This window comes from Kitasatospora sp. NPDC054768 (assembly GCF_053612025.1).
Window position 1 is genome coordinate 425 of the sequence record NZ_JBSHBN010000080.1, and the last position, 13,695, is coordinate 14,119.

4 protein-coding genes and 1 pseudogene are annotated in these 13,695 nt (G+C 75.2%); 4 read left to right on the forward strand and 1 reads right to left on the reverse strand.

Annotation, left to right across the window (positions count from 1 at the left end; genetic code table 11):
* Nucleotides 1-47 precede the first annotated feature (47 nt).
* Entirely contained in the window at nt 48-1,031 is a 984-nt protein-coding gene (locus ACWGKU_RS23070) for a helix-turn-helix transcriptional regulator (RefSeq protein WP_401046660.1), read from the reverse strand.
* A 332-nt stretch (nt 1,032-1,363) separates the two neighbouring features.
* Here ACWGKU_RS23070 and ACWGKU_RS23075 point away from each other — a divergent pair.
* The 4 genes and pseudogenes from ACWGKU_RS23075 to ACWGKU_RS23090 form a co-directional block, all read left to right on the forward strand.
* Nucleotides 1,364-2,590 (forward strand): annotated as a pseudogene (locus ACWGKU_RS23075) (IS256 family transposase); the annotation flags it as partial.
* Between the two features lie 254 nt (nt 2,591-2,844).
* Entirely contained in the window at nt 2,845-3,003 is a 159-nt protein-coding gene (locus tag ACWGKU_RS23080; RefSeq protein WP_401046655.1) for a hypothetical protein, read from the forward strand.
* 108 nt (nt 3,004-3,111) lie between these two features.
* Nucleotides 3,112-3,324, forward strand: a complete 213-nt coding sequence (locus ACWGKU_RS23085; protein WP_359909576.1) for an MbtH family protein — start codon at nt 3,112-3,114, stop codon at nt 3,322-3,324.
* A gap of 497 nt (nt 3,325-3,821) precedes the next feature.
* Nucleotides 3,822-13,583, forward strand: coding sequence for an amino acid adenylation domain-containing protein (locus ACWGKU_RS23090; RefSeq protein WP_452180725.1), 9,762 nt, complete (start codon nt 3,822-3,824; stop codon nt 13,581-13,583).
* Nucleotides 13,584-13,695 lie beyond the last annotated feature (112 nt).

The window sequence follows — 13,695 nt, forward strand, 5'->3', positions numbered from 1 at the left end:
CCGCCGGGCCCGCTCCTTCGTTTCCTCGTCAGTTCTCCTCGGCGCCCTCAGAGTTCGTCGAGCGGCTCGTCGAGGACGCCCTGGCGGGCGATGATGTAGCCGAGGTGGCCGCGGCTGCGGCTGCCGAGGAGTTCGCTGGCCTTCTGGATGTGGCTGGAGACCGTCCGGGTGCTCATGCCGAGGCGGGAGGCGATGGCCTCGTCGGTGTAGCCGTTGACCATCAGGCGCAGGACGTTCTGCCGGGTGCGGGCGGTCAGCAGCCGGGGACGGTGGTGGCCCTGCTGGTAGGTGACGGGTTCGGCGCGCTCCCACATCAGCTCGAAGATCTTGAGCAGGTACTCGACCAGCGGCGGGAGCTGGATGAGCATCGCCGCGGCGGCGCGGTCGGCGCCGGCCGGGATGAAGGCGGTGGAGCGGTCGCAGATGATCACCCGGTCGAAGACCTCGTTCAGGGTGCGCACTTGGGCGCCCTGGGCGGTGACCTGCTCGATGTAGGCCAGCGTCGGGCCGTGCGAGCGCACGGTGTGCTGGTAGAGGGTGCGCTGGCGCACGCCGCGGCCGGCCAGGGCGAGGTCGCGCGGGAGCGCGTCGGCCAGTTGCTCGGTGGCGCGGCCGCCGCCCGGCTGGGCGGTGAGCAGTTCCTCGGAGCAGCCGGCGACGGCCTTCTCCAGCGCGGGGCGGATCTCGTCGCCCGCCAGCAGCCGGATCGGCAACTTGGCCCGCCGCATGACGTCCTTGTAGGCGTGCTCGGCGGCGTGGAAGGAGGTGTGCAGCTCGGCGAGCCGTTCCTGGTGGGCCAGTACGGCGAGTTCGAGCGGCCGGGTCAGCCCGGTGACGGCGATGTCGGGCGGGACGGGGGCCAGCCGCCGGCCGGAGCCGGGCAGCGGGCGCAGCAGACCCATCGCGAGCAGGCACTCGGGGACCTCGCCGGTGGCCTCGCCCTCGACCAGTGCCGTGCGGTAGAACTCGATGCCCCGGTCGCAGAGCTGGGGTGTTCCCCTTTCCATGCTCTTGTCCTGGGTTGGGCACATCTGGGCATCCTTCCGGCTTCGGCATTGCGGTTTCACGAATGCCCGAACCGGCTTCCACCAGGCATCAGAACCGGCAAGATGAGAAGTGACTGCCGTTCGGAAGCCGCCCCCCGGGCTCCGACAGCCGTGAGTGTACGCCCAAAGGGCGCGGAAATCATCGGCTGACGGTAGTCGGGCGTGCACGCAAGCGGGGGAGCCGCCGGGCACGAGGACGACCGCACCCGGCAGCGGTGACCGGGGGATTGCCAGCCCATCGCACCTGACGTCCCGTCGGGGCGTTCGGAGCGGGCGGTCGGTGAATGGAACGGCCTACAGACGGAAGGCACCCCCAGTTGCGAGCTGATTCCGATCCGGCGACACCGCCCGCCGCCCTCGCCGGCCTGGTGGACCAGCGCCTGGTGCGACAGTTGGCGGAGGCCGCCGCCGCACAGGTCGGCTCCGGCGCCGTCCGGCTGCTGGGCGACGGCGGGATCCTCCAGGCCTTCGCCAAGCAGTTGATCGAGGGCGCCCTGGAGCTCGAACTCCAGGAGCATCTGCGCGGGTCCGGCACCGGCACCGGCACCAACGGCCGCAACGGCGCCCGGGCCAGACGGCTGCTCACCGAGATCGGTCCGGTCGAGGTGCGGGTGCCCCGGGACCGCGAGGGCAGTTTCGCCCCCAAGTCCGTCCTCCCCCGGGCCCGGCGGCTGCCCGGGCTCGACCGGCTGGTGATCTCGCTGACCGCGCGCGGCCTCAGTTCGGGCGAACTGGTGGCGCACCTGGCCGAGGTGTACGGCGTGGAGCTCAGCCGGGAGACCGTCTCGGCCATCACCGACCAGGTGCTCGACGAGCTCGCCGAGCGGCGCGAGCGGCGGCTCGACCCGGTCTACCCGGTGGTCTTCGTGGACTCGGTGCGCAGCGGCCGCTCGGGCGGTCCGCTGGTGCACCTGGCGCTCGGGATCTCGGTCGAGGGCCGGCGCGAGGTGCTGGGCCTGTGGCCGGCCGCGGACGGGGAGCAGTGGCCCCAGGTGCTGGCCGGGCTGGCCGGGCGCGGGGTGCGGGAGGTCTGGGTGCTGGTCGGCGGCACCGGCGCGGTGCTGGCCGAGGCGGCGGCCGAGCAGTGGCCCCGTACCGTGGTGCACGGTTCGGTGGCCCACCTGCTGCACGGGGCGCTGCGGCACGCGCCCGGCGAGGACTGGAGTGCGCTCTCCCGGGCGCTGCGCGAGACCTGTACGGCGCCGACCGAGGCGGCCGCGCTGGAGCGGCTGTCCCTGGCCGAGCGGGAGTGGGGGCCGAGCCACCGCGAGGTGTTCCGGGCGTGGCGGGCGGCCTGGCCGCTGCTGGCGCCCGGCTTCCGTTTCGGGCCGGAGGCGCGGCGGCTGCTGACGGGCGGGGGCGCGCTGGAGCGGTTGCACGCGCGGCTGCGCCGGATCGAGCAGTCCGCGGGCCGGGTGCAGGACGAACGGGCCGCGCTCAAGCGCGCGTACCTGGCGACGCTCGCCCTGGAGTCGCCGGCCGGGACGGGCCGGCCGTGGGTCGAGGACTGGCCGGCCGTCCAGGAGGAACTGCGCCGGGGCTCGCTGCGGCGCGCCGGGGTGCCCGCCTCCGCGCTGCGATGTCCCCCGCGCCATCGGAGTTCCCACCACTGATCTGACAGTGCCGGGTGTGATTTGGATCATGTCTGTCTGTTTTTGACACGATCTGCCCGGGCTTCCGGTTCCCGCATTGCGTGTTCACGATCACAGTCAGAGCTTCCACGCACGTTTGGGCCTTCGGCAGGATGCGTTTCAGAGCGAAGAGGGCAGACCGCCCTCCTCAGGAAGAGGAATTCGCGATGCCAAGCCTTGCCGTCCGCGTCCACAAGATGCTCGGGACACTCGCCGTTCTGCTGGCCGCCGTGGTGGGCCTCCAACTCCACGCCCAGCCGCACCTGCCTGCCGTCTCCATCGCCGCCGTCGTCGGCCCCAGCGAGGACTCCGGCTGGGGTGCGTGAGCCGCGGCTCCGTTCGACCGCCCCGCTCCTCACCCTCCCGCACAGCTCCGCACCGTTCCGCACAGTTCCGAACAGCTCCAGACAGCTCCGAACAGAGAGGAACCGACGATGGCGAACCCGTTCGAGGATGCCGAGGCCAGCTACCTCGTCCTGGTGAACGACGAGGGCCAGCACTCGCTGTGGCCGGCCTTCAGCCCGGTGCCCGCCGGCTGGCAGCAGGCGTTCGGTGCCGCCGGACGGCAGGACTGCCTCGACTACGTCGAGCAGAACTGGCAGGATCTGCGGCCGAAGAGCCTGATCGCGCACCTGTCCGAGAACTGATCGCGGCCTTCGCGCACCGACCGTCGGACGGCTGAACGACCACACGGCCTCCGCACGGGGATCCACGCCGAGCAGCCGCTCCCCCGGCCGCACCGCCCCGGCGCAGAGCACAGAGCACAGCGCGCACCACCCGCTCACCCGGCGCGGTACCGCGCCCGAGCCGCCGCCCGTCCGGCCGCTCCCCCGGCCGTCGGCCCACCGCCCCGCCGGAACCCGCCGACACCGCCCCACCACCGCAGCACCCCACCGCCGCGCGGCGCACCCTCACGCCGCCGGCGCGGTCCCGTGTCCGACGTCTACGCGCGTGCACCGAAACGGCCCCGGCACACTCCCACCCTCCGCACCGCCGCGCCGCACGGCCGTCACACCAAGCACACCGCAGCACCGCGAGACGACCGCAACATCGCTCCGCCGACCCCCGGGCCGACCGCCCCGGGGTCAACCCAGCTCGCCGCTCCCGCCACCGCGGGGGCCAGCCGCACAAGGGAGAGAGTCACATGTCCGGGGTCCAGCAGACGCACAGATCCGAGCAGCGGCCGGAAGCGGCCGAGGTCCTGTGCCGACTGTTCGCGGAGGTGCTCGGCCGGGAGTCGGTCGACCCCGCGGCGGGCTTCTACGACCTGGGCGGCGACCGGCCCGCCGCCGAGCGGCTGCTGGCCCGGGTGCACGCCGAGTTCGGCGTCCGCCTGGCGCTGCCCGTCCTGGCGGACGCCCCCACCCCCACCGCGCTGGCCGCCCGGCTGGCCGAAGGGGCACCCGCCCGCCCGACCCTCACCGAGCTGGTCGACGCCCAGGTCGCCCGCACCCCGGACGCCCCCGCCCTGTACGCCGAGGGCACCACCCTCACCTACGCCGAACTGGACGCCCGCGCCAACCGGCTGGCCCGGGTGCTGACCGCCCGCGGCCTGGGCACCGAGGACGTCGTCGCGCTGGCGCTGCCGAAGTCCCCCGAGGCGGTCGCCGCGATCCTCGCCGTCGCCAAGACCGGCGCCGCCTGGCTGCCCGCCGACCCGGCCTACCCGGCCGAGCGGCTGCGCCACATGCTGACCGACTCCCGCGCCGCCCTGGTGCTCACCACCGCCGGGGCCGCCGGGCAGCTGCCCGCGACCGACGCCCCCCGGCTGCTGCTCGACTCCGCCGAGCACCGGGCCGACCTCGACGCCCGGCCCCGCACTCCGTTCACCGCCGCCGAGCGGGTCCGGCCGGTGAGCGCCCTGAACACCGCGTACGTCATCTACACCTCCGGCTCCACCGGCGTGCCCAAGGGCGTGGCCGTCACCCACACCGGGCTGCCCAGCATGATCGGCACCCAGGTCGCCGCCACCGGGGTCGGCCCCGGCAGCCGGGTGCTCCAGGCGTCCTCGCTCAGCTTCGACGTCTCGGTCTCCGACCTGTCCGTGGCGCTCACCACCGGCGCCGCCCTGGTGCTGCCGCGCGAGCAGAGCCAGCTGGTCGGCGAGCCGCTGGCCGCCCTGATCGACCAGTACGGCGTCACCCACGCCGACATCGCCACCGCGATGATCTCCACCCTGCCCGACCTCCCGATGCCCTCGCTGCGCACCCTGATCGGCGGCGGCGAGGCGGTCTCCCGCGAGCTGGCCGCCCGCTGCGGCCGCGGCCGGCTGATGCTCAACAGCTACGGACCGACCGAGGCCACCGTCATCGTCAGCATGAGCGAGCCGCTGACCGGCGACGAGCTGCCCCCGATCGGCCGGCCCTGCCAGGACGTGCGCATCCACGTGCTGGACGAGCAGCTGCGCCGGGTCGAGCCGGGCACCGTGGGCGAGCTGTACCTCGCCGGCCCGCACCTGGCCCGCGGCTACCTGAACCGCCCCGGCCTGACCGCCGAGCGCTTCGTGGCCGACCCGTACGGCGGGCCCGGCGAGCGGATGTACCGCACCGGCGACCTCGGCAGCTACCGCCCGGACGGCCAGCTGGACTTCCTCGGCCGGGCCGACGACCAGGTGAAGATCCGCGGCTTCCGGGTGGAGCTCGGCGAGATCGAGCAGACCCTCTCCGCCCACCCCGAGGTCCGCCAGGCCGTGGTGCTGGTCCGCGAGGACCGCCCGGGCGAGCGCCGCCTGGTCGGCTACACCGTCGGCGCCGCCGACCCGGCCGAGCTGCGCGCGTACTGCGCCGAGCGGCTGCCCGACCACATGGTGCCCACCGTCGTGGTGCTCGACCGGCTGCCGCTCACGCCCAACGGCAAGGTCGACAAGCGCGCCCTGCCCGCGCCGGTGTTCGGCGCCGGCGAGGAGGAGGGCCGCGCCCCCGCCGGGGAGCTGGAGCACACCCTGGTCCGGCTGTTCGGCGAGGTGCTGGGACTGCCCCGGGTGGGCGTCACCGACTCCTTCTTCGAGCTCGGCGGCGACTCCATCGTGGCCATCCAGCTGGTCTCCCGGGCCCGGCACGCGGGCCTCCAGCTCACCCCGCGCGAGGTGTTCCTCGCCCCGACCGTCGAGGCGCTGGCGCGGATCGCCCGTCCGCTGGAGGGCCCGGTCGTCGTCGAGCCCGCCGGCGCCGGCCTCGGCGAGGTGCCGCCGACGCCCATCGTGCACTGGCTGGCCGCCCAGCACGGCGCGGTCGAGAGCTTCTACCAGTCCACCGTGCTCACCCTGCCCGCCGGCACCCCGCAGGAGCACCTGACCGCCGCCGTCCAGGCCCTGCTCGACCACCACGACCTGTTCCGCGCCCGCACCTCCCCGCTCGCCGAGCGCCCCTGGACCCTGCACGTGCCCGAGGCCGGCGCCGTCCCCGCCGACGCCGTGCTGCGCCGGGTCGAGGGCCCGGCCACCGCCGAGGCGCTGCGCGCCGAGACCGGGGCCGCCCGCGAGCGCCTGTCCCCCGAGGACGGGCGGATGGTCCAGGCCGTGCGCTTCGACGCCGGTCCGCAGGCGCCCTCGCAGCTGCTGCTGGTGATCCACCACCTGGTGGTGGACGGCGTCACCTGGCGCATCGTCGAGGAGGACCTGCTCGGCGCGCTCGCCGCGCTCCGCGAGGGCCGCGCCGTCGAGCTCGCGCCGGTGCCCACCTCCTTCCGCCGCTGGGCCCAGCGGCTCACCGCCGAGGCGAACACCGACCGCCGGGCCGCCGAACTCCCGCTCTGGCAGGCCGCGTTGGCCACCCCGGACCCGCTGCTCGGCGACCGCCCGCTGGACCCGGCCACGGACACCTACGCCACCGAGGGCCTGCTGCGGCTCGTGCTGCCCGCCGAGACCACCCGGGCGCTGCTCACCAAGGTCACCGCCGCCTACCACGCCCAGGTCAACGACGTGCTGCTGACCGGGCTGGCGCTGGCCCTCGGCCACTGGCGCGGCCGGGAGACCACCGGGCCCGACGGCGCCGTGCTGGTCACCGTGGAGGGCCACGGCCGCGAGGAGATCGTCGACGGCGTCGACCTGCACCGCACCGCCGGCTGGTTCACCTCCGTCTACCCCGTCCGGCTCGCCCCCGGGGCGCTGGACTGGTCCGAGGTCACCGCGGCCGGCCCCGGGCTCGGCCGGGCGCTCGGCCGGGTGAAGGAGCAGCTGCGCGCCGTGCCGGACAACGGCATCGGCTTCGGCCTGCTGCGCCACCTCAACCCGGACACCGCCGCCGTCCTGGCCGGCTGCGCCGACCCGCAGATCGAGTTCAACTACCTGGGCCGCTTCGCGCCCGAGGGCGTCACCGCCGAGGACGTGCTCGCCGGCACCGAGGCGATGTCCGAGGGCGCCGCGACCGGCCTCGCGCTCGGCCGGGTGCTCGGCCTGGACGCCACCACCGTGGACACCCCGCAGGGACCGCTGCTGGTCGCCCAGTGGTCCTACGCCACCGGGCTGCTCTCCGAGGAGCGGGTGCGCGCCTTCGCCGAGGCCTGGTTCGCCGCGCTGGGCGCGCTCGCCGAGCACGCCGACCGGCCGGACGCGGGCGGGCACACCCCCTCCGACTTCCCGCTGGTCGCCGTCACCCAGAGCGAGGTCGACGAGCTCGCCGCCCACCACGCCCCCGCCCGCCTGGTCGACGTCTGGCCCACCTCGCCGCTCCAGCAGGGCATGGCCTTCCACTCGGCGTACGACGCCGACGGCGCGGACGTCTACACCTCGGTCGTGACCTTCGACCTCACCGGCCCGGTGGACGCCGACCGCCTGCGCACCGCCGCCGAGGCGCTGCTGACCCGCCAGCCGAACCTCAAGGCCGCGTTCCACCAGCGGCACGACGGCCCGCCCGTGCAGGTCGTCCCGGACGGCGTCGAGCTGCCCTTCACCGTCGTCGACCTGAGCGCCCACGCCGACCCGGCGGCGGAGGCCGCCCGGATCGCCGCCGCCGAGTACGGCCGCCGCTTCGACCTCGACCGCCCCCCGCTGCTGCGCTACACCCTGATCCGGCTCGCGCCCGGGCGCCACCAGCTGATCGCCTCCGCCCACCACATCCTGCTGGACGGCTGGTCCACCCCGCTGTTCGCCGAAGAGCTGTGGGCCCTGTACTTCGAGCAGCCGCTCGCCCCGGCCGCCCCGTACCGCGAGTACCTGCGCTGGATCACCCGGCGCGACGGCGCGGCCGCCCGCGCCGCCTGGGCCCAGGCCCTGGCCGGCGCCGACGAGCCCACCCTGCTCGCCCCCGGCCGCTCCGCCGCCACCCCGCAGCTGCCGCTGCGCCTGCACACCGGGCTCACCCCGGAGACCACCGAGGCCCTCGCCCGCACCGCCCGCCGTTACGGCGTCACCCTCAACACCCTGGTCCAGGCGGCCTGGGGCGTGCTGCTGGCCCGGCTCACGGGGCGCGAGGACGTGCTGTTCGGCACCACCGTCTCCGGCCGGCCGCACGACCTGCCGGGCGTGGAGCGGATGATGGGCCTGCTCATCAACACCGTGCCGGTACGGGTGCGCCTGGACCAGGCCGAGAGCTGGGGCCAGCTGCTGCTGCGCCTCCAGCACGAGCAGTCCGCCCTGCTGGACCACCAGCACCTCAGCCTCACCGAGATCCAGCAACTCGCGGGCATGGGCAGCCTGTTCGACACCGTCACGGTGTACGGCAACTACCCGGACCCGTCCGCCCTGGACGACGCCGACCCGAGCGGCGCCACCCGCGTCCACCTGGTCGAGGACGTCGACAGCGCCCACTACCCGCTGGCGCTCGCCCTCACCCCCGGCGACGGCCTGCAGCTGCGGCTGGACCACCAGCCCGACGCCTTCACCTCCGACGAGGCCCGCGCCCTGCTGGACCGCTTCCTCGCCCTGCTCGACCGGATCGTCGCCGACCCGGCCGAACTCGTCGGCACCGTCGAGGTGTTGACCGCGGCGGAGCGCGCCGAGCTGATCACCGGATGGAGTGGCACCAGCACCCCGCTGCCGGAGGGCTCGCTGCCCGAGCTGTTCGAGGCGCGGGTCGCCGCGACCCCGGACGCGATCGCGCTCACCGCCGAGGACGCCGAGCTGACCTACGCCCAGCTCAACGCCCGGGCCAACGGCCTGGCGCTGCGGCTGGTCGAGGCCGGGGTCGTCCGGGAGACGCCGGTCGCGCTGATGATCGACCGCTCGGCCGCCCAGGTGGTGGCGATCCTGGCGGTGCTCAAGGCCGGCGGCCTCTACGTGCCGCTGGACGACGCCCAGCCGACGGACCGGCTGCGGACCGTCCTCGCGGACGCCGGGGCCGGGCTGGTGCTGGCCGACGCCGCGCACCGCGAGCACCCCGCGCTGGCCGGGCTGACGGTGCTCGACCCGCACGCCGGGGAACACCCCGAGAACCTCGGACTGCCGCAGCACGCCGACCAGTTGGTGTACGTGATGCACACCTCCGGCTCGACCGGCGTGCCCAAGGGCATCGCCATCACCCACCGCGCGGTGGTGGACCTCGCGCTCGGCGGGCAGTTCACCGGCGGCGGCCACGAGCGGCTGCCGGTGCACGCCCCCTCCGCCTTCGACGCCTCCACCTACGAGATCTGGACCCCGCTGCTCGCCGGCGGCCAGCTGGTGATCGCCCCGGCCGGCCGGCTCGGCATCGCCGAGCTGGCGGCGGTGATCGGCCACGAGCGGACCACCTCCGCCTGGATCAGCGTCGGCCTGTTCAACGTGCTGGCCGCCGAGGCCCCGGAGACCTTCGCCGGGCTGCACGAGGTGTGGACGGGCGGGGACATCGCCTCGCCGGTCGCCATGCGGCGGGTCCTGGACACCTGCCCCGGGCTGCGGCTGGTCAACGTCTACGGGCCGACCGAGACGACCACCTTCGCGACGCACTTCCCGATGACCTCGGCCGCCGAGGTGCCCGCCGTCGTGCCGATCGGCCGGCCGCTGCCCAACAACCGGCTGTACGTGCTGGACGCCGGGCTGCGCCCGGTGCCGGTCGGCGTGGCCGGCGAGCTGTACATCGGCGGCACCGGTATGGCCCGCGGCTACGTCGGGCGCCCCGGCCTGACTTCCGAGCGCTTCACGGCCTGCCCGTTCGGCGAGCCCGGCAGCCGGATGTACCGCACCGGCGACGTGGTGCGCTGGACCCCCGCCGGCGAACTGGAGTTCGTCGGTCGAGCGGACGACCAGGTCAAGCTGCGCGGCTTCCGGATCGAACTCGGCGAGGTGGAGGCCGCGTTCACCGCCCACCCGGCCGTCGGCCAGGTCTGCGTGGCGGTCCGCCAGGACCAGCCGGGCGACAAGCGCCTGGTCGCCTACGTCACCGGCGAGGTGCGGGCCGACGAGCTGCGCGACTTCGTCACCGAGCGGCTGCCCGGCTACATGCTGCCCGCCGCGATCGTCGTCCTCGACGAGCTGCCGGTGAACCCCAACGGCAAGGTGGACCGCAAGGCCCTGCCCGCGCCCGACTACAACGGCGCCGACGGCGGGCGCGAGCCGCGCAACGCCACCGAGCAGGCCCTGTGCGGGCTGTTCGCCGAGGTCCTCGGGCTGGTCCGGATCAGCATCGACGACAACTTCTTCGACCGCGGCGGCCACTCGCTGCTCGCCACCAAGCTGGTCAGCCGCATCCGCGCCGGCCTCGGCGCCGAACTGCCGATCCGCACGCTCTTCGACAACCCGACGGTGGCCCTGCTGGCCGCCGCGCTGCCCGACTCCGCGACGGCCCGTCCGGCCCTGCGGCCGGCCGAGCGCCCCGAGCGCGTGCCGCTCTCCTCCGCCCAGCAACGCCTGTGGTTCATCGAGCAGTTCGAGGGACCGAGCGCGCTCTACAACACCCCCGTCGCGGTCCGGCTCACCGGCGCCGTCGACCTGCCCGCCCTGGAGCGGACGGTCCGGGACGTGGTGCGGCGGCACGAGATCATGCGCACCGTCCTCCCGACCGTCGACGGCCGCCCGCACCAGCTCGTCACCGAGGCCGCCGAACTCGCCCTGCGGCACGTCACGGTGGCCGACGAGGAGGAGCTGCGGGCCGCGCTGTCCGCGGCCGGCGAGGAGGTCTTCGACCTCGCCCGCGACCTGCCGGTGCGCGCCACCCTGCTGTCGCTGCCGCACGACGAGCACGTCCTGCTGGTGCTGATGCACCACATCGCCAGCGACGGCTGGTCGGTCGGCCCGCTCTTCCGCGACCTCGCCGAGGCGTACCGGGCCCGGCTGGCCGGCACCGAGCCGCAGTGGGAGCCGCTGCCGGTGCAGTACGCCGACTACACCCTCTGGCAGCGCGAACTGCTCGGCACCGACGAGCGGCCCAGCGCCCTGCTGACCGAGCAACTCGCCTACTGGCAGCGGGCCCTGGCCGACACCCCGGAGGAGCTGGCGCTCCCCTACGACCGTCCGCGCCCGGCCGTTCCGGGGCACCGCGGCGGCCTGGTGGAGGTCGCCGTCGACGCCGAACTGCACCGCGCTCTCGGCGAGTTGGCGGCGACGCAGCACGCCAGCCTGTTCATGGCGCTGCAGGCCGTGGTCGCCGTCCTCTACACCCGTCTCGGCGCGGGCACCGACCTGCCGATCGGCACCGTGGTGGCCGGGCGCACCGACGAGGCGCTCGACGACCTGGTCGGGTTCTTCGTCAACACCCTGCTGCTGCGCACCGACACCTCCGGCGACCCGAGCTTCCGGGAGCTGCTGGACCGGGTCCGCCGCACCGACCTGGACGCCTACGACCACCAGGACATCCCCTTCGAGCGGCTGGTCGAACAGCTCAACCCCACCCGCACCCCCGCCCGCCACCCGCTCTTCCAGACCCTGGTGGCGCTGGAGGGCCGGGTCACGGTGCCGGACGCCTTCGGCGACCTGGGCTGCGCGGAGCACCCCTTCGAGCTGGACGTGGCCAAGTTCGACCTGTCCTTCCGCTTCACCGAGCAGGGCCCGCAGGCGGGCCTGACGGTGGCGGTCGAGTACGCCGTCGACCTCTTCGACCACGCCACCGTGGCCGCCCTCGGCGAGCGGCTGCTGCGCGTCCTGCGCGCCGCCGTGGCCGCCCCGGACGCGCCGATCGGCGGCATCGAGATCCTCGACCCGGCCGAGCGCGAGCAGCTGCTCACCGGCTGGAACGACACCGCCGCGCCCGTCCCGGACGCGACCCTGCCGGAACTGTTCGAGGCCCGGGCCGCCGCCACCCCCGACGCTCCGGCCGTGGTCTCGCAGGACGGCACCCTCAGCTACGCCGAGCTGGACTCCCGGGCCGAGCACCTGGCGGCCCGCCTGGCCGACGCCGGGGTCGGCACCGAGACGCCGGTGGTCCTGCTGATGGACCGCTCCGCCGACCTGCTGACGGCGATCCTCGCGGTGGCCAAGGCGGGCGGCACCTACGTCCCGCTGGACGACCGCCACCCGGCCGAGCGGCTGCGCGGGATCACCGCCGAGACGGCCGCGGCCCTCGTCCTGGTCGACCCGGCCCACCGCGACCACCCGCTCGCCGCCGACGCCCCCTGCCCCGTCCTGCCGCTCACCGCGGGCTGGTTCGACGGTCCGCGCGAGCGGCGCGCCCACCGGGCCGCGCCCCACCCGGAGCAGCTCGCGTACGTGATGTTCACCTCGGGCTCCACCGGGGAGCCCAAGGGCATCGCGATCAGCCACCGGGACGTGGTGCAGCTCGCCACCGACCCGTGCTGGCGGCACGACGAGGGCCTGCGGGTGCTGTTCCACGCGCCGCACGCCTTCGACGCCTCGACCTACGAGATCTGGGTGCCGCTGCTCTCCGGCGGCCAGGTGGTCGTCGCGCCGCAGGGCGACCTGGACGCGGCCGCCATCCGGGAGCTGGTCCGGGTCCACGCGCTCACCCACGTGCACGTCACCGCCGGTCTCTTCCGGGTCATCGCGGAGGAGGACCCGGACATCTTCGCCGGCGTGCGCGAGGTGCTGACCGGCGGGGACGTGGTCTCCGCCCCGGCCGTGCGCCGGGTGCTGGAGGCCGTCCCGGGCATCGCGGTGCGGGCCCTGTACGGGCCGACCGAGACCACCCTGTGCGCCACCCAGTACCCGATGCCCGACGCCGCCGCGGTGCCGAGCACGGTGCCGATCGGGCGTCCGCTGGCCAACACCCGGCTGTACGTGCTGGACGCCGGTCTGCAGCCGGTGCCGGCCGGCGTGGCGGGCGAGCTGTACATCGCCGGGGCCGGCCTGGCCCGCGGCTACGTCGGCCGTCCGGCGCTCAGCGCCGAGCGTTTCGTCGCCTGTCCCTTCGACGGGCCGGGCAGCCGCATGTACCGCACCGGCGACCTCGCCCGGTGGACCGCGGACGGCGTCCTGGAGTTCCTCGGCCGGGCCGACGACCAGGTCAAGATCCGCGGCTTCCGGATCGAACTCGGCGAGGTGGAGGCCGCGTTCACCGCCCACGAGGGCGTCGGCCAGGCGCTCGCGGTGGTCCGCGAGGACCAGCCGGGCGACAAGCGCCTGGTGGTGTACGCCACCGGCAAGGCCACCGACGGCGAACTGCGCGCCTTCGTCGCGGACCGCCTCGCCGGCTACATGCTCCCGGCCGCCGTGGTCGTCCTGGACAGCCTGCCGGTGACGGCCAACGGCAAGGTCGACCGCCGGGCCCTGCCCGCGCCCGAGTACGCCGGGGCGGCCGAGGGCCGCGCCCCGCGCACCGAGCGCGAGCGGGAGCTCTGCGCCCTGTTCGCCGAGGTGCTGGGCGTGCCGACGGTCAGCATCGACGACCGGTTCTTCGACCTCGGCGGCCACTCCCTGCTCGCCACCCGGCTGGTCAGCCGCATCCGCGCCACCCTCGGCGCGGAGCTGCCGATCCGCACGCTGTTCGACGCACCCACGGTGGCCGCCCTCGCCGCCGTCCTGCCCGGCGGCGAAGCGGCGCCGGCACCGAAGAAGGCCCGCCCGGCCCTGCGGCCGATGCGGCGCCCCGGAAGCCAGGCCTGACCGGCGGCGGGACGCGGGGCCCGCCCTATGGGCGGGCCCCAGCCGCCCGCGGCGCCCGCCCGGCCCACGGCGGCACCGGCCCCCCCACCCCGCAAAGCCCGTCCGAGCGGGC

Bases quoted from the DNA above. Each gene is read 5' to 3' on its own strand.
- ACWGKU_RS23090 (WP_452180725.1), top strand. From the start codon at position 3,822: ATGTCCGGGGTCCAGCAGACGCACAGATCCGAGCAGCGGCCGGAAGCG.
- ACWGKU_RS23085 (WP_359909576.1), top strand. From the start codon at position 3,112: ATGGCGAACCCGTTCGAGGATGCCGAGGCCAGCTACCTCGTCCTGGTG.
- ACWGKU_RS23070 (WP_401046660.1), bottom strand. From the start codon at position 1,031: ATGTGCCCAACCCAGGACAAGAGCATGGAAAGGGGAACACCCCAGCTC.
- ACWGKU_RS23080 (WP_401046655.1), top strand. From the start codon at position 2,845: ATGCCAAGCCTTGCCGTCCGCGTCCACAAGATGCTCGGGACACTCGCC.